The following is a 22,997-nucleotide window of genomic DNA, read 5'->3' on the forward strand; positions in this document are numbered from 1 at the left end:
TAATGACACACTAGTTTTTGGTAAATATTTTGCAAACATACAATGTTATTTTTATTTGTTCTAAATAAAGATAATATATGATTTATGGATATTTTTTTTATCTTTTAGTACTATCAAAATAAGCTAGTTAAGAAATAAAATATTTTTTGAATAATTTAAAGAGCATTAAAATGCTTCTAAAAAAACGTTGATGAAATTGAATAATATTAAAAAGTAATGGTAAACAATTTAGAACAAGGTTTTTTCGGCATTGGAATTCAGAATGGAAAAACGCCTGAAAATTTAGGTGTATTATGGCGTTCTGCCCAAAATATGGGGGCTAGTTTTATTTTTACCATAGGCAATCGCTATGCAAAACAAGCTTGCGATACGCACAAAGCCACTGGTGCAATGCCTTATTTTCATTACGAAACTTTTGACGATTTCTTTAATAATCTTCCTAAAGGAGCTATGTTAGTCGGTGTAGAATTAGATGAAAAAGCGGTACAATTAGAAACATTTGAGCATCCTAGACGTTGCGTTTATTTATTAGGCGCAGAAGATCATGGAATGTCTAAATTAGCGATTGAAAAATCGCATCATTTGGTAAAGTTTAAATCTGAATTAAGCTTAAATGTCTCTGTTGCTGGAAGCATTATTATGTATGACAGACAAGCGAAGTTTAATTTTTAGGTGTAAGAGAATTAAAACTACTTTCTATTAAGAAGCGATGTTGTATAAGCTTTATTTAAGCAATGAATTCAATAAATAAAACACGAACGGTGAAATTCCGGAGGATTTTGCAAGTATGCTTTTACCAGCATTTTTTTTTACACGGTGTTAGCATTTCGTTGTTTTTATTCAGTTGATTTCTGTTTTTTTTAAGGAAACCATTTTAATGTTAAAATAAAACCTATTGCACATAAAACTCGTGATAAAGTACTAATTATGTTGTTTTCCTCAAAAAACTAACCTGTAACTCTCCTTCAATTATAATTCCAATTTCGATTGAGTGAACAATTCCGCAACATGCTAAATTCCATATTTAGTTATGGTTTTTAATTCAGATTTTGATGCAATATATGAGTTAAAGGTCAAAAGTCTTTCTTTAAATTCCGAACAATCCTGCTTTAAAATGTTCCCAATCTGAAAATATAGTTTTAGCTACTAAAAAAGTCACTACGAAAAGGATAACTTTCACATAGCCCTTTTTAGATAATCTTTCCTTTCTATTAATTTTTATCATAATTTTTGTTTTTATTTCGGTGTTCAATGAATGCCAACGTTGTTGTGTTAAGAAAAGTTGCGATTTTGTGAACGAGGAATTTCCCGCAGAAATTCAGAAGTTGGTAAAAAAGCAACATGTTTTAGTTTAAACCAAATATAGCAATTTTTTATACAAGGTGTTGGCAATAGTTTTATTCTAAAAATTCATTTATTTTACCATTTACCGATTCTAAAGATTTCACATAACTTTTCAGAACTTTGAAATGCTTTTCAGTTATAATTTCCATATCTTGAAATGCGTGAACTACTTGATTTGAAACTTCATTAATCTCGATAGCATTGTAATCCTCTGGAACATATTTTGCAGATATTTCTACTAATGGAAAAACAAATTTTTTAATTAATTTTCTCCTACTTATTAAAGCATTATTTTCCATTACTTCATTATTAGAGTATGTCTCTAGAACTAATTTTGAATATTCTCCCATAAAATGATCATTACCATCAAATGTCCATTTTTTTATTCCATTTTCGATATTAAAGCTAGTATTTCTCATATTACATAATTCAAAATACCGAGTATATAATAACGATCTGTAATTATAGAATTTTTGTTCGTGATAATTATATTTTTCAAGATATGTTCTTACTTCACTTCTTAAAGATTCTCTAAAATCATAAAGTGAGTACAAATTAGTCATTAGCTTATTTATTTCCTCTATTTTTTCTTTATTATTAAAACCATATTTTTTATAAATATCTTTTAAACTTATAAATTGTAGAAAATCAACTTGAATTTCAGGATAAAATTTCATTTTAGAATCTTGTCTTTCAATATATTCATTTATAGCACCTATTTGTTTTAAAATCGGTGATTTAATAGATTCTAAATTATTTTTAAATAATTCATTTTCTGAATATTGGAGTGAAATATCTTCAACTCTTTTATCTCCTTTTTCTCTGTTGTAAACTTTTTCAGCAATTAAGTAAGTTCCAATAATACTTCCAACTGTTAAGAATAGACTAACATAATCAAACCAATTCGGGTTGTAAGTTTCTATAGAAAATATATTTATTAAACTTGTAAATATCATAATTAGTTTATTATTGCCAACGGTTTATATCACTATCAAAAGTTCTTTTACCCCATTATTTAATGGTTATCCTTACTCTTCTGATTTTCAAAAGTTATATTCGTATGTATTTTTTATAGTTTTAAAATGAGCACTTAAATTTCATTTACTTCACTTGTTTAGTAATCTGTTTTTATCCAAATTTACAACAAAAAGAATGCTTGTCAGTCCCTAGAATGCTAAGAAATAAAATATCGGTTAGTCTTTTTTGAACTGTATCCAAGTAAGACGGTGCCATAGCTTTTCTAAAGGACCTTGTCCGTATTTGTTTATCCACCATTTAAAAAAGTAAAACTGAATAATCCACAATACAATACCGATTCCTAGGCTTACTGTATGCCTTACATTTGGACCTAAACCTAAGCCGTAACCAAAGAATACAAAGCTTCCCAATATAGATTGCAGCACATAGGCAGTTAAACTCATACGACCAACATAACGCAAACCGCCTACTAGTTTTCTAAACCCACCATATTGATAAAGCAAAATAAAACCAGAGACTAATACAAATGTAAAGCTCAAGTTTTGATACATGGTAATGGCTTTTCCTAAAGACCCCACAACCACTTTTGAACTTACCAAAGCAGCAAAATTTTCACCTAAAAAATAAAGCGGTATAAAAGCAATAGCAGCTACCACAAGCATTCTTTTCCAAAAACGAATAGAAGCATCACTGGTTACAAATAGATCTTTAATTCCTAGCCAATACCCAAGTACAAATAGACCTGCAGTTTGTACGGTTCTACCTACTTGTAAAGACCAATAGAAAGTTACTTTATGTCCGTAAAGCGTGTTTGATTTTACTAAATCAAAAAAAGAATTACTCAATTGCCCTTCTTTTAGCATACGCCACAAATTACCTGTAGGCAAAACGGGTAAAACATAATCTGGATCTATTAATGATTGTACATAATGCCACAACTCAATTGGCTGTAATAAAAGTAAAAAAGCCGCTAATAAAACAAAATTAGAAGACCAACCACGTACTAAAATAAGCACCACTCCTACCATGGCATAAAGTGAAAGTATTTCTCCTGGAAAAAAGGCTCCGTTTACAATAGCAAATCCAACTAAGAGAATAAGTCGCCAAAAAAAACGTCCTCCAAAATCTACACCAGCCTTAGCTTGCTTGCGATACATCATACTAAACGTAAGCCCAAAAAGCAATGCAAATATTGCATACCCTTTACCTCCAAAGAGGAAAAACAACGTATCCCAAATATAACCATCTAACGTAGTTAACCATGCTGGTTGTAAAGAAGCATCTGGAAATACATAAAAATTGAAATGCTCTATACTATGTAAAAGCATAATGGCTAAAATAGCGAAACCACGAAGCGCATCAACAGCATCTAATCTTTGCTTAGTGTTAGGTACGGAAGCTTGCATATCTATGTTTTTGCGTAAAAATAAGGAATGATTTTAGCTTATAAAAGCATAATCTATTGAATATAATATTCCACTTAAGAATTCATTATAAGAGAAAGATAACACCTATCAACAAAAAAAAGAGGAGAATTATTTTTTACTAAAACGTCTAGATACTTTGTATAAAAAATAGACCAATGCAGCTAAAAAAACTATTTGAATTACTTGCCAAAAAAGAATACCTGCACTAAAATCATTTATTATTTCTTCCATAGTTTATGCTATTTTAATCAATATATTTAATAATTATCTCTTAGTTCCTCAAATATCATTTGCATTCTCTTTTTTACTTCACCGTTAGAATGCATGTAATGGTTATTCATATAACTAAAAACTAATACTTTACCCGATTTTGTAATTAAGTATCCGCTTAAATTATAATTATTTCCTAGAGTACCAGATTTTGCATGAATATACGGTTTTGGATTCCCAGAAAACCAATTTTTTAAAGTACCCGATTCTCCACCAACAGGAAAAAACTGAAACAACTTTTTAGATGGTATTTTTTTGTGCATTTTTGTTAAAACTTCTACAAAAGAAATGGGTGTAAATAAATTATACCTACTTAAACCAGAACCATCTACCCAGCGTGGTTTTTGTTTTAAATCTTGTAATTGATGTTTTAAAATAAAGTTTCTTGCTTTTGCAGAACTCAATGTATCTGAAAGTGTTGAAGACGCTAAAACTAAAATCTGTTCTGCTAAAAAATTATCGCTTACTTCCATCATTCTTTTAAATAATGAATCTTTAGGAATGCTATAGGCAATTGTAGCCGGTTTTAAAGCCGATTTATGCAATAAACTTACTTTGTTGGGTAAAATATCATTCCAGAGATTTAAGAGTAAAGAATCGTTTATAATCATAGGGATTTCGGTGTCTCTTCTCCTGTTTTTTCCAAAATAAAAAGAATTAGAAAGCTCTTTTCTCCCATAACTTCTATCTGTAATTTTTAATTTATCAGCAAAATAAGTTGGGATTAGTTTTATAGAATCTTCATTTTGTATTGCAACAACATTCCCATACATTGGAAAAGCACTTACTTCTGGACTAAAATAGCTATCAAAGTCTTCCCAAGCCCAACCTGGTCCGTATTTTTTATCAGAAATATTATTAGCAATTAAATGTACTTTTTTATATTTTTTTGCCAATTTTAAAGCGGTACTGTCTTTAAAAAATGGATGTAAAAAAGTAGGATCTCCTGTAGCTTGTATGGTAATTGTATCTTTATTTACAGCGTATTTAAAAGCCGGAATTGAATCTGGCAACATTTCTAAACCTGTAAAAAGTGTAAAAATTTTAGTATTGCTTGCAGGTGTAAAATACTTATCTGCATTATAATTATAAAGTACTTTATCTGCTGCTACATCATAAATATAAATTCCCGTAAATTGATTATCAAAAAAAGAAGTTGCTAATTTTTGATCGATATTTCTAGATAATTTAACCATTTTACAGCTTGTAAAATAGACAGTTACAAACAAAATTACAAGTACTCTTTTAAGCATTTAAATTATTTTTAATATATTTTTTTTCTAAACTACAAATATTTTGGTTTGTGAAGTTTATATATTGAATAAATATTTACCTTTGTAGTATATGAATACAATTCTTTTATTTATTAGTGGTCCAGAAATAATGGTTGTCATGTTAATTGTGGTGATGCTTTTTGGTGCAGATAAGATTCCTGAAATTGCCAGAGGATTAGGAAAAGGAATGCGTCAAGTAAAAGATGCAACCAACGATATTAAGAGAGAAATTAACGAAAGTTCTAAATTACCAAAAGCAGAAGCAGATTCTGCAAAAGAGGTATCTCAAGGCGCAAACCAGGAATTTAAAAATATTACAAAAGATATTAATAAAGGAATCAATTCTGTAAAACAAGATATTGAAGATTTAACTGGCCCGATAAAGCGTAATTTCTAAATTTATTTTTAGAACCGTTTATTCCTCTTAAAAAAAATTACCTTAACTATCTTTCCTTCGTAGCGGAAAACCATAATAAACACTTCAAAAATTACTTTTTAAATAGTTTATTGGTTTTTAAAAACAATGTTTTTTATCCCGCAGAGCGGAAACTATTTTACTCTAGTTATTGTTAAACCATCTCTTATTGGTAATAGTACCGTTTCTACTCTATCGTCTGTATTTAATAATTTATTGTATTCTAAAAGCACTTTTGTGTCTTTGTCTTTAGGATCTAATTTTTCTACTACTTTTCCACTCCAAAGTACATTATCAGATAAAATAATTCCACCCGAATTCATTTTATCAATAATTAAATGAAAATAGTTGATGTAATTAGATTTATCAGCATCAATAAAAACCATATCAAATTTCTGGTCAATAGTAGGAATAATCTCAATTGCATTCCCCACAAATTGTGCTATTTGATTTCTGAAACCAGATTTTTCAAAATATTTATTTTGAAGTGTTTCTAATTCTTCATTTTTATCTAATGTAAAAATTTTTCCTTCGGATGCTAATCCTTCCGCTAAACACAAAGCAGAATACCCAGTATACGTACCAATTTCTAAAATGTTTTTTGGCTGAATTAATTTAGCAATCATAGACAATACTCTTCCTTGAAAAGCACCGCTTAACATTCTAGGATTCAATACTTTTTGCCAAGTTTCTTTACTTAATTCTTTTAAAATGGTTGGCTCTTGTTGTGAATGTTCCACAACATAATTGTCTATATTTTCTGGTAAAAAATGCATCTTATAGCTGGTCGAGCGCAGTCGAGACCTTATTAAGTTTCTTTAAAAATCCTCTCGACTGCGCTCGAGAAGACAAAAAGCTAAAATACAAAAAAACGGAATCTATATTTCTATAAATCCCGTTTCAATCTAACAAAAAATCAAAAAATGTAGTTTTTTAAAAACTACCAAAATATCTTTATTCCTTTATTTTCTCTAACTCTCTTTTTAGAGCTTCCTTTTCTTCTTTACTTAAACAACGCTTTATGTCTTTACAACTTTTAGCTTGCCCTTTGTATAAATTTGTAAGTGTTTTATTTTGCTTTGTGTAAAGACAACATATTTTACAACTTAAAAAATGAATACTTAATTTCACTTTTTCACTTATAGTAGCAGCACCGTATTGGCTTTTATCACAAATAGTAGTTGCTTCGTCGCAGGTAATTTTTAAATTTTTAAACATGTCTTAATTATTAAACCAATTATCTTCCATACACTTTCTGAGCTGTGTTCTTGCTCTATGAATGATAACCCATAAATTGGACGCTGTAATATCTAACTCCTTACAAATTTCTTCAGTTTCAAACTCTTGTATGGTTTTCATTCTAAAAACCATTGCATATTTTTCTGGCAAAGCATCTATACAAGAATCTAACTGACTTTTTAATTCTTCGTTTTCAATGGTTTTTTCCGACTGATTGTCCCAACTCTGTGGCACTCTTTCTTCTAACCAATTACCTTCATTTTCTCCATCATCATAAAAATTCATTCTAACTTCAGCTTGTCCTTTTTTAGAATTTATTTTTCTGTAATAATCTATGATCTTTCTTTTTAAGATAGAAATTAACCACGTTCTTTCGGTAGATTTTCCTTGAAAATTTTTAGCTGATTTTAATCCTGCAAAAAAAGTATCTTGAACTAAATCTTTAGCCAAGTCACTATTATTTACACGCACAACAGCATAATTATACATATAATCTGCATAATTATCTATCCATTTGTCTGTGTTTAATACAACTTGCTCTTCTGTCATCTAATAAATAAAATTCAAATATAATGTTATTTTTTATTCTTTACTCTTTACAATTACCACTTCTTTTTTAACTATCAAATAATTAAGTACATACAAGTTCTTAGAAATTTAAATGAAAAACTACAAATAACAAGCAATAAAATTAACAAATAACCTTTTAATAAAATTTTATCTTCTTAAGATTAACCAAAGATTAACTTGTTTAATATTTAATGCTTTTCCTTACATTTACATACTATTATAAAAAATAAAAAGTATGTCAGCAGCAAAAAAAGAATATAAAAAAGTTACAGTAAAATCTTTGGTAGATATGAAGAAGAATGGAGAGAAAATTTCCATGTTAACTGCCTATGATTTTACAATGGCAAAAATTTTAGATGGAGCTGGAATTGATGTTCTTTTGGTTGGAGATTCTGCATCTAATGTTATGGCGGGTCATGAAACAACTTTACCTATTACGTTAGATCAAATGATTTATCATGCAAGTTCTGTAGTTAGAGCTATTACAAGATGTTTAGTGGTTGTAGATTTACCTTTTGGTAGTTACCAATCAGACCCAAAAGAAGCGTTACGTTCTGCTATTAGAATTATGAAAGAAAGCGGCGGACATTCTATAAAATTAGAAGGTGGTAAAGAAATTAAAGAATCTATTAAACGTATTTTAAATGCCGGAATTCCTGTAATGGGACATTTAGGTTTAACACCACAATCTATCTATAAATTTGGTACGTACACAGTTAGAGCAAAGGAAGAAGAAGAAGCAGAACAATTAATGGAAGATGCTTTAATGTTAGAAAGATTAGGCTGTTTTGCCGTTGTTCTAGAAAAAGTACCTGCTAAATTAGCTCAAGAAGTTGCAGAAGCAATTTCTATTCCTGTAATTGGTATTGGTGCCGGAAATGGTGTTGATGGTCAGGTTTTAGTTACCCACGATATGTTAGGAATGACACACGAATTTCATCCTCGTTTTTTACGTAGATATTTAGATATGCATACAGAAATGACTGGCGCTTTTAAATCTTATATTGATGATGTAAAAAGCAGTGATTTCCCTAATGATAAAGAGCAATATTAAGTATCGATGATTGGATTGTTAGATTGTTGGATGATTAGATTTAACATAAACATTCTAAAATTGGATGAATAAAATTTATAATTTTCTAACAATCTAATTATCTAAAATTTATAAAAAATGCATCGGTATAAAGATTTAAAATTTTGACAATTAAGTAGAGCTTTTTGTACTGATATCTATATTATTACTAAATCTTTTCCTATAGATGAAAAGTTTGGATTAATTTCTCAATTAAGAAGAGCAGTAGTATCTATTCCTTCTAATATTGCAGAAGGAACAGTAAGAAGTTCAAATAAAGATTTTAAGCGTTTTCTAAGAATTTATTTAGGATCTTGTTATGAAATTGAAACACAACTTTTGATTTAGGGTTTCTTGAAAAAGAAGAACTTGAAAAACTTAATAACACGCTTCAACAAATTATTAAAATGATGTCTAAGTTTAATTCCTCTCTAAAATTCTAAGAACTCCAACAATCTAAAATACTAAAAATGAAAATTCTACACCTAGACTCAAATCACTCGCTTTTAATAAATCAATTAAATGATTTAGGGTATCAAAACGATGAAGATTACACTTCATCTAAAGAAGAAGTTATAGCAAAAATTCACAACTATGATGGTTTTATAATTAGAAGTCGTTTTTCTATTGATAAAGCATTTTTAGACAAAGCCACCAACTTAAAGTTTATTGGACGTGTTGGTGCAGGTTTAGAAAATATAGATTGTGATTATGCAGAAAGCTTAAATATTGAATTAATTGCTGCTCCGGAAGGGAATAGAAACGCTGTAGGAGAACATAGCTTAGGAATGCTGTTATCACTATTTAACAAGCTAAACAAAGCAGATAAAGAAGTTAGAAACGGTAAATGGCTGCGCGAAGAAAACCGCGGAATTGAACTAGACGGTAGAACGGTTGGATTAATTGGTTATGGAAATATGGGGAAATCTTTTGCAAAAAAACTTCGTGGTTTTGATGTAGAAGTTTTGTGTTATGATATAAAGCCAAATGTTGGCGATGCAAATTGTAAACAAGTTTCTTTAGAAGAATTACAAGAAAAATCAGACGTTTTAAGTTTACACATACCACAAACAGCACTTACTCAAAACATGATTAATGCAGACCTTATCAATGGTTTTAAAAAGTCTTTTTGGTTGATAAATACCGCACGTGGAAAATCTGTAGTCACAAAAGACTTGGTTTCAGCTTTAAAAAACGGTAAGATTTTAGGTGCTGGTTTAGATGTTTTAGAGTATGAAAAAGCATCTTTTGAAAACTTGTTTTCTGATGATAAAATGCCAGAGGCTTTTCAATATTTAATCAATTCAGAAAATGTTTTATTATCACCTCATGTTGCCGGTTGGACTGTTGAAAGTAAAGAACGATTGGCACAGACTATTGTAGATAAAATTAAGGTAAAATTAAGGTAAAATTTAATTAAATAATTTACTATAACAATCAGCCCCTTCAGTTTTAAAAACCTGAAGGGGCTTTTTATATTATAAAACTTAAGGAGTAATGATTTCTAACTTATCAAAAGAAATTACATAGGTTTGTGTTATCACTGTTATGGGATTTCTCCTTTGGTCGAAGTGACAATTTCATATTATTATATGTTCAGTTATGGTTACACCCAGTTTTGTTATTTCTACTTTTTTGGGAGAAATCTCATTAAATTGCTCTGTTTTACATTAGCTTCTTTATACGATTATTCAATACTTCTAATTCACAAAATATGTTTAACTTGTTACACTTTTGTCATTCGAAATGACACTTGTATAAATCTAAAATTATGCAATACAAAGCCACATCAGTAGAAGAGTATATAAAACAGGTTCCTGAAGAACGTAAAAATGCTTTATTAAAATTACGTACAACCATCAAACAAAACCTGCCTAGTGGTTTTAAAGAAGGTATTCAGTATGGAATGATTGGGTATTATGTTCCTCATTCTTTGTATCCAGATGGGTACCATTGCAACCCAAAAGAACCTTTGCCTTTTATGAGTTTTGCTTCTCAAAAAAACTCCATAAATTTATATCATAGTGGTATTTATGCCATTCCAGAAATTAAAGATTGGTTTGTAAACGAATATCCAAAGCATTGCAAACGCAAATTAGATATGGGTAAAAGTTGTATTCGTTTTAAAAAAACAGCAGAAATTCCTTTTGAATTAATTGCTGAATTATGTAAAAAAATAACTGTTGATGAATGGATAGCAGTTTATGAAACTAATATTAAAAAGAAGTAGTTTATGAAAAATAGAGTTACAGGAATTGGAGGTTTATTTTTTAAATCTGAAAATGCAAAAGCAGCAAAAGAATGGTATAAAAATCATTTAGGATTTAATACGGACGATTGGGGATGTACTTTCTGGTGGAAAGATGAGAACGGAAATAAATGCTCTACACAATGGAGTCCGTTTGCAGAAGACACTAAACATTTTGAACCTTCTAAAAAGGACTTTATGTTTAATTACAGAGTAGAAAATTTAGTAGAATTATTAGCTGAATTAAAGAAAGAAGGTGTTACTATTGTAGGTGAAATGGAAGAACATGACTATGGTAAATTCGGTTGGATTTTAGACAACGAAGGAAACAAAATTGAGCTTTGGGAACCTATTGATAAAGCTTTTCTTTAGGATTATATAATATTAAATTAATAAAAAAAATGTCAGAAGAAAATAAAAATTTAAAGGGGAACCTAAAAACAACTTTAGGTTCAACTTCTAACGAAGCAAAAGAAACTCTTGAAAGCACAAAAGAAAAAACAAACGAATTTGTAGAAGATGCTAAAGACGTTTTTGAAGATGCAAAAGGAAAAGTAAAAGAACTTTTATCTGATGAAAACATAGAAAAAGTAAAACATAAAGCAGAAGAATACTCTGAAATAGCAAAACAGAAAACAACTGAATTTACAGATGACGCAAAAGAAACTTATGAAGATTTAAAAGAAAAAAGTTCTGAATTAGCTGGAGACGCAGCAGAACATTTAGCCAATTTTGCAGAAGATGCTAAAGAGGAACTAACAGATATCAAAGAAAAGTCGAAAAGCTTTTTACAACGATTATTCGGAAAATTATAAAGGGAAGTAATTATGCATTTTTTATCTGACTACCCTACTGAGATTTTAATCTTATTTTTTTTAATCATTACTTTTTTAATATCTGCATTCGAAAAAATACTAGATTGGAAAGGAACGATCTCTTTTATAAAAGATCATTTTAAAAATTCTCCATTAAAAGGCAGTGTTCCGTTTTTATTATCCATTCTATTAATCATAGAAATTCTTGCTGTAGGATTTATGATTATTGGAGTGTATCAAATTTATACTTCAGAAGCAAAAGAAATTGCATTACTCGGAATACAGCTTTCTGCCATTAGTATAATTTTTATGCTTATTGGGCAACGTCTTGCAAAAGATTATCCAGGAGCGATGTCTCTAGGTGTCTATTTTATCATTTCACTTTGTGGTGTATATTTACTAAATAAATAAAACTGATATTTTTTATCAATTACATAAGTAATATTTATAGAAAAAGCTCTTAAAACAATCGTTTTAAGAGCTTTTCTTTTTTAACTAAGGTATTTCTACTCTATTTGAGATATGTTTTAAACAAGTCTTTTTAAAATCATTTTTAATGGCTTTTTAGGTACAAAAACTAAAGTAAGATATACTTTTTCCTCTTTTTGATGTAAATGAAACTAAAAACTGATTTTACAACGTTCTTTTTTCAATTTTGAGATCTCTTCTTAAAAACATATTTATTTAATATTCTAAAGGATTTTTACAATACAACTTGTTTTCAAAAAAACATTGAATTTTATACGATAAGAAAAACACAACTGAACCAGAATTTAAAAGAGAATAAAATTTTAAGTAAAAACTAATTAAAATTTAATACCCAAACTAAGAGTTATAGTTACATTTTATTTTGAAGTAACTGAACTTTTCAAACTTATTATGAATCTATAAAACAGCTATTATAAAATTCTACAAAACCTACCACTACTCCAACATTATAAATATTCAGATAAAATTAAATCGTTCTTACCTGTAATCTATATTTTTAATTTAATGTTTGTAGCTAAACCATAAAACCATTCTTAAATCAATTTTTTAATTATTGTTTTAAAAAACGTTCCTAATTTTAGATTAAAAAACTAAAATGTTCCACGAGGAACAACTTGATTTTTCATCATAAAAAAACCTTCAAAATTATTTTTTTGAAGGTTGATAATTCTTTTAAAAAAAAATTATAATTCTACTTGTTTTTAATTACATAAATTAAAGAAGAATATTCTTTTGTTTTCCTTGCTTTTAAATTGGAAACAAAACCTCTATGAAATGCTTTCAATGGATTCATTTTTCCTGTTTTATATTTTTCACTTAAAAGAGAAACATAATAAGAATCAAACTTCATTGGCAATGTTTTTTCTACAATCATATTCTCTTCAGAAAATATTTTCTGAATTGAGTTTTGTGAAAAATGCCAAATATGTCTTGGCACATCAAAAGCTGCCCAATACTCTTTATAATATTTTGCATCATCACTTTTATGATTCGGTACCGCAATGATTAATCTTCCATTTTCAGAAAGTAATTCTTTTAATTTAGAAATGTAATCAGATAATTTTTCTACATGTTCTAAAACATGCCAAAGCGTAATTACATCAAATTTTTTATTTTGAATATCAAGTAATTCTTCTTGTAAAATAATCCCTTTTTCTTTTGCGATTTCTCTTGCATCAGCACTTGGTTCTACACCAAGAACATTCCAATAATTAGATGCACATACTTTTAAAAAGTCTCCCGTACCTGCTCCAACATCTAAAATGTTTTTAGAATCTGTTTTAAAGGAATTAATTAAATTTAACTTACTTCTTAATGTAATATTCTTTACAGACTGATAAACCTTATCCATTAATGTTTTTTTACTATCTGTGTGTGAAATATAATTTTCACTCTTATAGTAATTTTCTAGATCTACCGGAATTGGTGAAGTCACCAACATATCATATTCCGTATTAAACATCACCTCATAAGTTTCATCTGAAACCGTAAAATCTTTACAATTTAAATAAGGTTCTAACTTTTTGTGAAGACCTCTTTTTTCCCCCATAATACTTTTTCTTTATAATATGTTCCACGAGGAACATAGCAATTATTTTCACAATTTATCTACCCATATAAACCAAAAGCACAGAGATATCGCTGGGGGAAACACCACTTATTCTACTTGCTTGTGATATAGATGTCGGTTGAATTTTACTCAATTTTTCTCTAGCTTCAAAAGACAGAGATTTTACTTTTTGATAATTAAAACTAGAAGGAATCATTACATTCTCTAACCTATTTAATTTATCTGCATTATTCTTTTCTTTCTCTATATAACCAGAGTATTTTAAATGAATAACAGCTTGTTCAATTGCTTCCTTATCAATATTATTTTCATCTAAAAAAGCAGTTAATTTCTTTACACTTTTAAAATCAGAAAAATCTAATTGAGGTCTTGCAGCAATTTTATAAAGCTTCATAGATTGGTTAATCAATGCTAAATTCTTTGCTTCTAAAATAGGGTTTATTTCCTCTTGTTTTACACTTGTATTTTGTAAAAAATGAATTAATAGATCTGCTTTTTCTTGCTTTTCAATAACTCTATCTAACCTTTCTTGAGAAGCTAAACCTAATTTAAAACCGATCGGCGTCAATCGTAAATCTGCATTATCTTGTCTTAATAAGGTTCTATATTCTGCTCTAGATGTAAACATTCTATAAGGCTCTTCTGTACCTTTTGTAATTAAATCATCTATTAAAACACCAATATAAGCTTCGTTTCTTTTTAAAACAAAAGGTTCTTTTTCTTGCGTTTTTAACGCAGCGTTTACACCCGCCATTAAACCTTGCGCAGCAGCTTCTTCATAGCCTGTGGTTCCATTTATTTGTCCTGCGAAGAATAAGTTTTCAATTATTTTAGTTTCTAACGAATGTTTTAATTGCGTTGGTGGGAAAAAATCATACTCAATTGCATAGCCATATCTTAAAAATTTTACATTTTCAAAACCAGCTACAGAACGAATTGCTTTATCCTGAACATCCTCTGGAAGAGAGGTTGAAAAACCATTTACATACATTTCACAAGTTGTCCAACCTTCTGGTTCAATAAACATTTGATGTCTATCTTTCGTTGCAAAACGGTCTATCTTATCTTCTATCGAAGGACAATATCTTGGCCCTGTAGATTTAATTCTACCATTAAACATTGGCGATCTATCAAACCCTGTACGCAACAAATCATGCACATCTAAATTGGTATACGTTAACCAACAAGAACGTTGTTTTTGTAATGGTTTTGTTGTTGGTAAATAAGAAAATTTCTCGGTAATTTCATCACCAGGTTGCTCAATCATTTTAGAATAATCTAAAGATCGTCCATCTACTCTTGGTGGTGTTCCGGTTTTCATTCTACCAGATTCAAAACCTTTAGCAACTAAATCTTCTGTAATTCCGGTTGATGCTCCCTCACCTGCTCTACCACCTCCAAAACTTTTATCTCCAATATGGATTAATCCATTTAAAAAAGTACCTGCAGTTATTACCACAGTTTTGGCTTTTATTTCTAAACCTAAAGCTGTTTTTACACCAATAATTTTATTACCATCAAATAATAAACCGTTTACAGAATCTTGATAAAAATCTACATTTTCAGTTTGCTCTAACATCGTTCTCCAGCATTCTGCAAACTGCATTCTGTCAGATTGGGCTCTTGGACTCCACATTGCAGGTCCTTTAGATTTATTAAGCATCTTAAATTGTATCGCTGTTTTATCAGTAACAATTCCGCTATAACCTCCTAAAGCATCAATCTCTCTAATTATTTGTCCTTTTGCGATTCCTCCCATTGCAGGATTACAACTCATCTGCGCAATATTTTGCAAATTCATTGTAATTAATAAGGTGTGTGCACCCATGTTTGCAGCAGCAGCTGCAGCCTCACTCCCAGCGTGACCACCACCTACTACAATAACGTCGTATGTTGTTGAAAATAAACTCATTATATTGTGGTTCCACGTGAAACCTTGTATTTACATTATTGATTATCAATTATTTGAATTCAGATAACGCCGTATTTTCGGCATTTCTCATCTCTTTTTTCTCAGTTTCAGTTTTATCTTTATATCCCATATAATGAAGTACACCATGTATCATCACTCTATGTAATTCCTCTATAAAAGAAACCTCAAAATCTTTCGCATTATCAGCAACTCTTTCAATAGAAATATAAATATCTCCACTAATTAATTTACCTAAAGTATTATCGAAACTAATTACATCCGTTAAAGTATCGTGTTGTAAAAACTCTACATTTAATTTATGAAGGTATTCGTCATCACAAAAAATATAGTTCAATTCACCTAAACTAAAACCTTTTTTTGAAACCACATTATCAATCCAATATTCTAAAAGATTTTCATCTTTTAAATCAAAATATGTTTCGTAATTAAAAGTAACCATAATTAATCCTTGTTTGAGTCAGAAAAATATGCTCTAACTTTGTTTTTATAATTCTGCTGCAAAGGTAATGATTGTCTATTTAATATCTCTGTTTGATTGTAAAACTGCTTTTTAAATTCTAAAGCCTTTATATTTCTCTTTTCAAGTTCTTTTAAATTAGAATTAGACTTCCGTTTATTATCTTCTCCTTGTTCTAAAGCAGCTTTATCTAACTTTAATAATTCATAATTTAATTGCTGCATTTTTTGAAGTGTTTCAGCGTAAAAACCTTTTTCTAAGATTTCATTTTCTAAGTCTTCCATCTTCTTTAGAGCTTTATTAGCATGTGAATTTTTACCACTTCCAGCTTCCTCAGACATTTTAATTTGTTCTTGTAATTCTTGTCTTAATAAACTTTGCTGCTTGTAAATCTGATAAATTTCTCCATCCAAATCATCCATAGAACCTCCTTCGCCACTACTACCTTTCTCTCCATTCTGTCCCAGTTTATCTCCTTTACCATTTTGTCCTTTATCACCAGATTTATCATTTTCTCCTGGTTTATCTCCTTTTTTTCCTTCTTTACCTTCAGTTTTATTATCACTAGGTTTATTACCTTTTTTCATTCCTTGCTGCATTTTTTCAGACAGCTCTCCTTGCTTCTTTATAAGGTCTGGCAAACTAAAACCTTTGCCTTTAGATTTATTTCCTTTGCCTTTTTTCATAGACATAGAATTCTTCATACTACTTAACATATTACTTAAATAATCTGCTAAACTATTAACAGAAGTCATAACGTAACGTTGGTTAGAAACTCCATATGAAAAAAGATTTTCAGAAAAATTATATAAAGATTGTTCTAAATTATAATGCGTTGTAGATAAATCATCTTTAATAATTGATGAAATTTTAGGCAACCTCATAGACAAGACATACAGACTATCATCTACATGTTCAAAATAGGTTTTAAGTTCATTTTGTTTCTTTAAATCTTTTCCAAAATCTGGATGTGAAGTAGAAATTTCTTCAAACTTATGCATTAAAGATTCTTGTTTGAAAGAAAAAACAACAAGGTTTTCTAAAATTTTACGCAAGTCATCAATGTTTTCTTCCATAGATTCTCCTTCCATTTCCATCATTGCTTTATGCATTTTAGTACTCATTTCTTTCATCTTTTTTGATGAATTATTTTGACTCTTATTTGCATTAACTTTGTTTTCTTTAGAAATACTTTCTTCAGATTTTTTTAATTCAGTATCAATATCATCTTTTTCATCTTCCACATCCGGAAGTTCCATAGGTTCCTTTAACTTGTTATTGTCTTTATTTAATTCTTCTAAATCTTTTTTTATGACTTCAAATTCCTTTTTTATTTCTTTCTGTTTGATTAAAGTATTCTCTTTTTCTGTAGATAGTTCTTCTTGTTTTTTAGACAATTCTTCAACCTTATTAGCAATTTGCATTGTTTTCTGCTCAACATAAAAACGCTTCGTCAATTCTAAAATACGTTCTAAACTTCTTTCTTGTTGTTTGTTTTGTTGTGATAATTCTTTAGCTTTTTTTAACAAATCTTCTTTATTAAGCTTCTGTCCCAATTTCTGAATTTCATCTAACAATTTTTGTTGCTTGTCTATTTTTTCAAGCTCCTCAATACGCTTTTTAAGCTCTTCTTTTTTATCTTGAAGATCTTCATTTTCTTCGTTTTTTTGATCTAAATTTTCGTGTAATTTATCAGTTTGACGTTGCATCATTTTATTATAATTATTCTGACGCTCTACAAATTTGTCAATCTTCTTTTTATCATTCCAATTAATTTGCTTCTTTCCTTGTAAATCTTGCTGAACTTTTTCTAATGCTTTCTGTTGCTTTTGTTGTTTCTGAATTGAATTTGAAATATTATTAATCGTATTTCTTTGCTCTTGCAACAACTCCTCCTCTACTTCATCAGTTGTTTTTTGTCGATAATTAAAAATTTTTGTCTTGCTTTTTTTACTTCCATTTACAGCATCATTATCCAATACCTCAAAAAACAATTCATAATTAATTCCTGACTCTAAATTTAATCCGTCAGGAAACTGATAAAAGAAAGTTTGAATATTTTCTTTCGTTATTGACAATTCAAATTTATTTTGATTTTCAGGTTGCTCGTCATTATAATAAACGAGTTGTAATTTTTTAATTCCATAGTCATCAGAAATCTGACCAACAAATTGTGCAGTTCCGCGTGAAATACTGTCAATATTAGATTGCACAGTAATTAATGGAAATTCATCTTTTATAACGTCTACATAAAATTCTAAATTCTCAAAATCTTTTAAATCTTTATTAGATGATGAAATTTGATAATTTACCGGATTTTGAATCCTTTTAGAATATCTAAAAATATTATCTGAATTTGAATCAAAAAAAACACTTTTATTATTGTTGATAAAAGCCAACGAATCTGTTTGATTTGCAGTTACATTCCAAGTAATAGTAGTACCTTCGGGAACTATTACATTACCAGAATTTTTAATCATTTCATTTTTCTTACCTAAATATCTGGGATACTTAACATCTAAAGAAATAGCATTAATAGTAGGTGTTTTTATAACTTCTATTTTATAATCTTGAGATTGAACTCCGTTTGCTTCAATAAAAAAATCAATTGGTTGTTGAACATCAAAAAAAGTATAAGTAAAGGTTCCATTACCATTTTTTTCTAAAAAATATTGTTGATTTTCAAAGTGGATCAGTGCTTCCATTGGTAACACTTTTCCGAGGGTCTCAACCAAAATAGAAATAGACTTTCCTTGTATCACTTTTAAATTGTTATTTTTTACCGAAAATAAAAATGGAGCAGGCGGATTATAAGCTATATTATGATTTACAACACGTTGTAAACTTTCTGATAATTTATCATTAGTATCTGTAAATAAGGTTATTAAAAATATTATAACAGGAACTATTGCATATTTTAAATACTTTTTGTTTTTGGTAAAATCTACTGCTTTTACAAACGGAATGGGTTGTAATTCTGTTTCTTTTTGTTGAATACTTGCTAACAATAAATCAGAATTATTGTTCTTTTTTTTCAATTGCAAAACATTCAATAATTTATCTTGAACTTCTGGGAAATGAGCACCAATTATTTTAGAAGATTGTTCAAAAGTAATTCCTTTTCTAAGACCAATTAATTTAAAAATTGGCAGAAAAATAAATCGAAATAACAAAAAAACTTCCACCAGTATAAAAAACCAAAATAAAATAGTTCTTGCGGTTGGTTTTAACCACAAAAAATATTCTATAAACACCGTGAAAAAAAAGTATAGAAATCCTAAAGAAAGAAATAATATACTTCCTTTTATCAATTCACTAGTATAATATTTACGTGTAAACTGATGTAATTTCTCCTCAATATTTTTAAATTCTGCCATAACTAACTTTTAAAAATACTATTTTTACATAGATAGACAACCAAATAATTGTTAAAACGAATTTTGTAAGTAATTAAAAAATAGTACTACTAAGTTTTAAAATCAAAAAAATGAAACAAATAACCAACTTTCTATTTTTATTCTTAACCATTTCTGCATTTTCTCAAGGTCCTTGGACACAAGAAAAAGGAAAATTATATACCCAATTGTCATTTACTACAATACCTAATTATGATAATTTTTTTGGCGATCCAGATTATAGTATTAATAAAGAAATAACAGACAATACAATTCAAATTTATGGAGAATACGGAATTACAAATAACACAACTTTAATAGTAAACCTTCCATTTAAACTAATTTCTGTAGATAATTTAAGTTATGTAGATCCAGCAATAGATTGTATTGGAGATTGTTCAGAGAATATTAATGAAAACAAAACAAGTTTAGGAAATATAGAAATTGGTGTAAAACATAACTTCTATAAAAAAGACTGGTTACTTTCTGGTCAATTATCAGTAGAAGCAAACACAAGTTCCTTTTATGAAAATTCAGGAATAAGAACCGGTTATGATGCCTTTACTTTTACTCCCCTATTTTTAGCAGGTAGAAGTTTTAGTAATTCTTATTTACAATCTTTTATTGGTGCAAAAATTAGAACTAATAATTACAGTTCTAACTTTAAATTTGGTGGAGAATACGGTTATAAAGTTTTTAAAAATATATGGATCATTGGTTTTCTTGATTTAGAAAAATCTTTTGAAAACGGAGATATTGAGTTACCAGACATTAATAGAATAACATCCTTATATGTTAATAACCAAGAATATGGCGTTGTTGGTTTAAAAGCAATTGGAGAATTTTCTGATAATTTTGGAGTTACCGCAAGTTTGCCAGCTGCTTTTTATGGAAACAATGTTGCCAAACAAGTAGCATTAACTGTTGGTGTTTATAAAAAATTCTAAATATTTTACAATATACATAACAAGTTAAAAGCCTTTTCTAAAGGCTTTTTTTTATGCCTTTAGAAAACTATCTTTGTACCATAAAAAATAAAAAAGATGGAATCTAATGTACGTGTTCGTTTTGCACCAAGTCCTACAGGGCCTTTACATATTGGTGGTGTAAGAACAGCTTTATATAATTATTTATTTGCTAAAAAATATAACGGAACTTTTGTACTTCGTATAGAAGATACAGACCAAACACGTTATGTTGCAAATGCAGAACAATATATTATAGACGCTTTAGAATGGTGTAATATTCCTTTTGATGAAGGTCCAGGAAAGAACGAAAAATTTGGTCCTTACAGACAATCAGAACGTAAAGAATTGTACAAAGAATATGCAGATAAACTAATTGAAACTGGTTGGGCATATTACTGTTTTGATTCTTCTGAAGCTTTAGATGCAGAAAGAAAATCACATGAAGCAGAAGGTAAAACCTTTATCTATAACTGGCATAACAGAGCAGGCGGAACTTTAGTAAACTCTTTAGTTTTAACTGATGATGAAGTACAAAACAGAATAAATTCTGGCGAGAATTATGTAATCCGTTTTAAAACGCCTCAAGATGAGCTTTTAAGGATGGAAGATGAAATTCGTGGAAATATTAGAATTGATACCAATACTTTAGATGATAAAATTTTATTTAAAGGAGACGGAATGCCAACCTATCATTTAGCAAATATTGTTGATGATCATTTAATGGAAATATCTCACGTAATTCGTGGAGAAGAATGGTTACCTTCTATGCCATTACATGTTTTATTATACAAAGCTTTTGGTTGGGATGCTCCTAAATTTGCACATTTACCATTAATTTTAAAACCAGTTGGTAAAGGTAAATTAAGCAAACGTGATGGTGATAAATTAGGTTTCCCAGTGTTTCCTTTAAAATATACAAACGATGTTACAGGTGATGTTTCACGTGGATATAAAGAAGATGGTTATTTTTCTGATGCTTTTATAAACATGTTGGCTTTCTTAGGATGGAATCCTGGAACAGAACAAGAATTATTTAATTTAGAAGCTTTAATTGAAGCTTTCGAATTAAAACGCGTTAGTAAATCTGGTGCAAAATTTAACCCAGATAAAGCAAAATGGTTCAATCAACAATATATGCAGACCAAGTCTGATGATGAATTGACTGATTTATACTTGCCTATTTTAGCTGAAAAAGGAATTACAAAAGACAAAGAGTTTGTTTTAAAAGTAGTTTCATCAATTAAGGAAAGAGCCACTTTTGTAAATGATTTTTGGGATTTATCTAGTTTCTTTTTCGAAACTCCAACAGAATACGACGCAAAAGCTTCTAAGAAAAACTGGAAAGAAGGAACATCAGAATTAATGCAAGAATTAATTACTGTAATTTCAACTATAGAAGATTTTTCATCAGAAAATACAGAAAAAGAAATTAAAGAATGGATTACTGCTAAAGAAATTGGTTTTGGTAAAGTAATGCAACCATTAAGATTGTCTTTAGTAGGTAAATTAGCAGGACCACATTTATTTGATATCATTGCTATGATTGGTAAAGAAGAAACTGTAAAAAGAATTAAAAATGCAATTGAAAAATTGTAAAATTTCATCAAATAGAAATAATAACATACAGTTTTGTCATTTCGAACGAAGAGAAAAATCAGATAAATTTACATAAACTATGAGATTTCTCCTATTGTCGAAATGACAAATGGACGTATTATTAATAATTTTACCACATAGTAACATCTTAAAAATAGCGTTATATTTTCTACGTTACTATGTGTTGTAAAAAAAATTTAACTAATTACAAAATTAGTTAATAGAAGAAATTTTACTTTTTCACAAAATTGTATATATTTTTTTTTTAATACCTTTCAATAAAAATAAAATCATCATCAACATGAAAAAAATATTTTTAGTTTTAATTTTAGGATATGCATTTACTGCTCAAGCTCAATACGGTTATGGAGATAGTCAAAGCAGGCGTCAGAATCAAATGATGCAAACAGAACAAAAGGCTCCAGAACCTAATTTTGATGTAGAAAGATATATTGGTATTGTAAATTATGATATAGAAAAAGCAGCTAAAAAATCGAGTATAAAACTTACTTCTAAAGAAGGACAAGAATTTTCTAGGGTATTGACTAAGTACAATAAAGATATTAAAGACATCACTAGAATTAATACGTTTGTATTAAGAAGTACAAAAGATATGGTTGAAAATTATCAGAAAACAGTAATGAAAACTGGTGATAATTCTTCACAAAAAAAAGTAATGACAACGATGAGTGAAAACCTCAAGCCTATTTCTGAAATACTAAAGAAAGAAGATAGAGAACTTGATAAAACAATTAAAGCGTTACTTTCTGAAAAGCAATATAAAAAGTGGATTAAGTACAACAGAAAAATATATAAAGTTTTTCCGAAAGAAGAAGAATAATTTATAAACTTAACAATATAAAAATCCTGTGAAAAATACTTTTTACAGGATTTTTTTTTAATAAAACTGTAACAATATAATAAAAATACGTCCTAT

At 28.7% G+C, this 22,997-nt stretch carries 23 protein-coding genes; 12 read left to right on the forward strand and 11 right to left on the reverse strand.

All coding sequences use genetic code 11. The annotated features are described in order from the left end of the window. Positions 1-216 precede the first annotated feature (216 nt). Positions 217-672 carry an RNA methyltransferase gene (locus H0I27_RS00735; protein WP_218732048.1) on the forward strand — a complete coding sequence of 152 codons (456 nt, stop codon included), beginning with the start codon at positions 217-219 and terminating at the stop codon, positions 670-672. Positions 673-1,397: 725 nt separating this feature from the next. Here the strand turns inward: H0I27_RS00735 and H0I27_RS00740 are convergent. From H0I27_RS00740 to H0I27_RS00750, 4 genes are all read right to left on the reverse strand, one after another. Next, a complete protein-coding gene (locus H0I27_RS00740) occupies positions 1,398-2,300 on the reverse strand; it encodes a hypothetical protein (protein ID WP_218732049.1) in 903 nt (300 codons plus the stop codon). Between the two features lie 237 nt (positions 2,301-2,537). Then, positions 2,538-3,728 (reverse strand): DUF418 domain-containing protein, encoded by a 1,191-nt coding sequence (locus tag H0I27_RS00745; protein ID WP_218732050.1) that lies wholly within the window; start codon positions 3,726-3,728, stop codon positions 2,538-2,540. Positions 3,729-3,857: 129 nt separating this feature from the next. After that, positions 3,858-3,980, reverse strand: a complete 123-nt coding sequence (locus tag H0I27_RS17700; RefSeq protein ID WP_302849951.1) for a hypothetical protein — start codon at positions 3,978-3,980, stop codon at positions 3,858-3,860. Between the two features lie 26 nt (positions 3,981-4,006). Beyond that, positions 4,007-5,272 (reverse strand): D-alanyl-D-alanine carboxypeptidase/D-alanyl-D-alanine-endopeptidase, encoded by a 1,266-nt coding sequence (locus H0I27_RS00750; protein ID WP_218732051.1) that lies wholly within the window; start codon positions 5,270-5,272, stop codon positions 4,007-4,009. A 91-nt stretch (positions 5,273-5,363) separates the two neighbouring features. On the opposite strand from H0I27_RS00750, the gene tatA reads away from it, so the two are divergent. Beyond that, positions 5,364-5,690, forward strand: a complete 327-nt coding sequence (gene tatA / locus H0I27_RS00755) for a twin-arginine translocase TatA/TatE family subunit (protein WP_165731409.1) — start codon at positions 5,364-5,366, stop codon at positions 5,688-5,690. A gap of 152 nt (positions 5,691-5,842) precedes the next feature. Here the strand turns inward: tatA and H0I27_RS00760 are convergent, their stop codons facing one another. From H0I27_RS00760 to H0I27_RS00770, 3 genes are all read right to left on the reverse strand, one after another. Then, on the reverse strand, positions 5,843-6,484 hold the full coding sequence (locus H0I27_RS00760; RefSeq protein ID WP_218732052.1) for an O-methyltransferase: 642 nt from the start codon (positions 6,482-6,484) through the stop codon (positions 5,843-5,845). Between the two features lie 178 nt (positions 6,485-6,662). Next, positions 6,663-6,926 (reverse strand): hypothetical protein, encoded by a 264-nt coding sequence (locus H0I27_RS00765; protein ID WP_218732053.1) that lies wholly within the window; start codon positions 6,924-6,926, stop codon positions 6,663-6,665. A 3-nt stretch (positions 6,927-6,929) separates the two neighbouring features. Continuing rightward, complete coding sequence (locus H0I27_RS00770) at positions 6,930-7,496, reverse strand: sigma-70 family RNA polymerase sigma factor (protein WP_165731406.1); 567 nt, start codon at positions 7,494-7,496, stop codon at positions 6,930-6,932. A 256-nt stretch (positions 7,497-7,752) separates the two neighbouring features. Between H0I27_RS00770 and panB the strand changes: the two genes are divergently transcribed. The 7 genes from panB (at position 7,753) to H0I27_RS00805 (ending at position 12,063) form a co-directional block, all read left to right on the forward strand. Further along, positions 7,753-8,571 carry a 3-methyl-2-oxobutanoate hydroxymethyltransferase gene (gene panB / locus H0I27_RS00775; RefSeq protein WP_165731405.1) on the forward strand — a complete coding sequence of 273 codons (819 nt, stop codon included), beginning with the start codon at positions 7,753-7,755 and terminating at the stop codon, positions 8,569-8,571. Between the two features lie 201 nt (positions 8,572-8,772). Further along, positions 8,773-8,937 carry a four helix bundle protein gene (locus H0I27_RS17600; RefSeq protein WP_254713176.1) on the forward strand — a complete coding sequence of 55 codons (165 nt, stop codon included), beginning with the start codon at positions 8,773-8,775 and terminating at the stop codon, positions 8,935-8,937. A gap of 122 nt (positions 8,938-9,059) precedes the next feature. Continuing rightward, the gene (locus H0I27_RS00785; RefSeq protein ID WP_218732054.1) at positions 9,060-9,998 is read left to right on the forward strand and encodes a 2-hydroxyacid dehydrogenase; all 939 of its coding nucleotides are present in this window, start codon (positions 9,060-9,062) and stop codon (positions 9,996-9,998) included. A 362-nt stretch (positions 9,999-10,360) separates the two neighbouring features. Continuing rightward, positions 10,361-10,819, forward strand: coding sequence for a DUF1801 domain-containing protein (locus H0I27_RS00790; RefSeq protein ID WP_218732055.1), 459 nt, complete (start codon positions 10,361-10,363; stop codon positions 10,817-10,819). 3 nt (positions 10,820-10,822) lie between these two features. Further along, positions 10,823-11,209 carry a VOC family protein gene (locus H0I27_RS00795; protein WP_218732056.1) on the forward strand — a complete coding sequence of 129 codons (387 nt, stop codon included), beginning with the start codon at positions 10,823-10,825 and terminating at the stop codon, positions 11,207-11,209. 29 nt (positions 11,210-11,238) lie between these two features. Continuing rightward, positions 11,239-11,652: a hypothetical protein gene (locus H0I27_RS00800; RefSeq protein WP_218732057.1), complete on the forward strand. Its 414-nt coding sequence runs from the start codon at positions 11,239-11,241 to the stop codon at positions 11,650-11,652. A gap of 12 nt (positions 11,653-11,664) precedes the next feature. After that, positions 11,665-12,063, forward strand: coding sequence for a DoxX family protein (locus H0I27_RS00805; RefSeq protein ID WP_218732058.1), 399 nt, complete (start codon positions 11,665-11,667; stop codon positions 12,061-12,063). 769 nt (positions 12,064-12,832) lie between these two features. On the opposite strand, the gene H0I27_RS00810 is transcribed toward H0I27_RS00805, so the two are convergent. Genes H0I27_RS00810 through H0I27_RS00825 form a run of 4 tightly spaced genes read right to left on the reverse strand, consistent with a single transcriptional unit; the run spans position 12,833 to position 19,478 of the window. Further along, on the reverse strand, positions 12,833-13,690 hold the full coding sequence (locus tag H0I27_RS00810) for a class I SAM-dependent methyltransferase (RefSeq protein ID WP_218732059.1): 858 nt from the start codon (positions 13,688-13,690) through the stop codon (positions 12,833-12,835). A gap of 55 nt (positions 13,691-13,745) precedes the next feature. Then, positions 13,746-15,623: a tRNA uridine-5-carboxymethylaminomethyl(34) synthesis enzyme MnmG gene (mnmG, locus tag H0I27_RS00815; RefSeq protein WP_218732060.1), complete on the reverse strand. Its 1,878-nt coding sequence runs from the start codon at positions 15,621-15,623 to the stop codon at positions 13,746-13,748. Positions 15,624-15,672: 49 nt separating this feature from the next. Further along, positions 15,673-16,083, reverse strand: coding sequence for an rRNA maturation RNase YbeY (gene ybeY, locus H0I27_RS00820; protein ID WP_218732061.1), 411 nt, complete (start codon positions 16,081-16,083; stop codon positions 15,673-15,675). A gap of 2 nt (positions 16,084-16,085) precedes the next feature. Further along, positions 16,086-19,478 carry a DUF4175 family protein gene (locus tag H0I27_RS00825; protein ID WP_218732062.1) on the reverse strand — a complete coding sequence of 1,131 codons (3,393 nt, stop codon included), beginning with the start codon at positions 19,476-19,478 and terminating at the stop codon, positions 16,086-16,088. Positions 19,479-19,588: 110 nt separating this feature from the next. On the opposite strand from H0I27_RS00825, the gene H0I27_RS00830 reads away from it, so the two are divergent. From H0I27_RS00830 to H0I27_RS00840, 3 genes are all read left to right on the forward strand, one after another. Continuing rightward, complete coding sequence (locus tag H0I27_RS00830; RefSeq protein ID WP_218732063.1) at positions 19,589-20,443, forward strand: hypothetical protein; 855 nt, start codon at positions 19,589-19,591, stop codon at positions 20,441-20,443. 96 nt (positions 20,444-20,539) lie between these two features. Further along, the gene (gene gltX / locus H0I27_RS00835; protein ID WP_218732064.1) at positions 20,540-22,060 is read left to right on the forward strand and encodes a glutamate--tRNA ligase; all 1,521 of its coding nucleotides are present in this window, start codon (positions 20,540-20,542) and stop codon (positions 22,058-22,060) included. 301 nt (positions 22,061-22,361) lie between these two features. After that, positions 22,362-22,901 (forward strand): hypothetical protein, encoded by a 540-nt coding sequence (locus tag H0I27_RS00840; protein ID WP_218732065.1) that lies wholly within the window; start codon positions 22,362-22,364, stop codon positions 22,899-22,901. Positions 22,902-22,997 lie beyond the last annotated feature (96 nt).

Origin of the sequence: Polaribacter sp. HaHaR_3_91, from assembly GCF_019278525.1 — a bacterium.
GTDB lineage: Bacteria > Bacteroidota > Bacteroidia > Flavobacteriales > Flavobacteriaceae > Polaribacter.

Coding starts and splice junctions, on each gene's coding strand:
- H0I27_RS00735 (WP_218732048.1), top strand. CDS start 217: ATGGTAAACAATTTAGAACAAGGTTTTTTCGGCATTGGAATTCAGAAT.
- H0I27_RS00740 (WP_218732049.1), bottom strand. CDS start 2,300: ATGATATTTACAAGTTTAATAAATATATTTTCTATAGAAACTTACAAC.
- H0I27_RS00745 (WP_218732050.1), bottom strand. CDS start 3,728: ATGCAAGCTTCCGTACCTAACACTAAGCAAAGATTAGATGCTGTTGAT.
- H0I27_RS17700 (WP_302849951.1), bottom strand. CDS start 3,980: ATGGAAGAAATAATAAATGATTTTAGTGCAGGTATTCTTTTTTGGCAA.
- H0I27_RS00750 (WP_218732051.1), bottom strand. CDS start 5,272: ATGCTTAAAAGAGTACTTGTAATTTTGTTTGTAACTGTCTATTTTACA.
- tatA (WP_165731409.1), top strand. CDS start 5,364: ATGAATACAATTCTTTTATTTATTAGTGGTCCAGAAATAATGGTTGTC.
- H0I27_RS00760 (WP_218732052.1), bottom strand. CDS start 6,484: ATGCATTTTTTACCAGAAAATATAGACAATTATGTTGTGGAACATTCA.
- H0I27_RS00765 (WP_218732053.1), bottom strand. CDS start 6,926: ATGTTTAAAAATTTAAAAATTACCTGCGACGAAGCAACTACTATTTGT.
- H0I27_RS00770 (WP_165731406.1), bottom strand. CDS start 7,496: ATGACAGAAGAGCAAGTTGTATTAAACACAGACAAATGGATAGATAAT.
- panB (WP_165731405.1), top strand. CDS start 7,753: ATGTCAGCAGCAAAAAAAGAATATAAAAAAGTTACAGTAAAATCTTTG.
- H0I27_RS00785 (WP_218732054.1), top strand. CDS start 9,060: ATGAAAATTCTACACCTAGACTCAAATCACTCGCTTTTAATAAATCAA.
- H0I27_RS00790 (WP_218732055.1), top strand. CDS start 10,361: ATGCAATACAAAGCCACATCAGTAGAAGAGTATATAAAACAGGTTCCT.
- H0I27_RS00795 (WP_218732056.1), top strand. CDS start 10,823: ATGAAAAATAGAGTTACAGGAATTGGAGGTTTATTTTTTAAATCTGAA.
- H0I27_RS00800 (WP_218732057.1), top strand. CDS start 11,239: ATGTCAGAAGAAAATAAAAATTTAAAGGGGAACCTAAAAACAACTTTA.
- H0I27_RS00805 (WP_218732058.1), top strand. CDS start 11,665: ATGCATTTTTTATCTGACTACCCTACTGAGATTTTAATCTTATTTTTT.
- H0I27_RS00810 (WP_218732059.1), bottom strand. CDS start 13,690: ATGGGGGAAAAAAGAGGTCTTCACAAAAAGTTAGAACCTTATTTAAAT.
- mnmG (WP_218732060.1), bottom strand. CDS start 15,623: ATGAGTTTATTTTCAACAACATACGACGTTATTGTAGTAGGTGGTGGT.
- ybeY (WP_218732061.1), bottom strand. CDS start 16,083: ATGGTTACTTTTAATTACGAAACATATTTTGATTTAAAAGATGAAAAT.
- H0I27_RS00825 (WP_218732062.1), bottom strand. CDS start 19,478: ATGGCAGAATTTAAAAATATTGAGGAGAAATTACATCAGTTTACACGT.
- H0I27_RS00830 (WP_218732063.1), top strand. CDS start 19,589: ATGAAACAAATAACCAACTTTCTATTTTTATTCTTAACCATTTCTGCA.
- gltX (WP_218732064.1), top strand. CDS start 20,540: ATGGAATCTAATGTACGTGTTCGTTTTGCACCAAGTCCTACAGGGCCT.
- H0I27_RS00840 (WP_218732065.1), top strand. CDS start 22,362: ATGAAAAAAATATTTTTAGTTTTAATTTTAGGATATGCATTTACTGCT.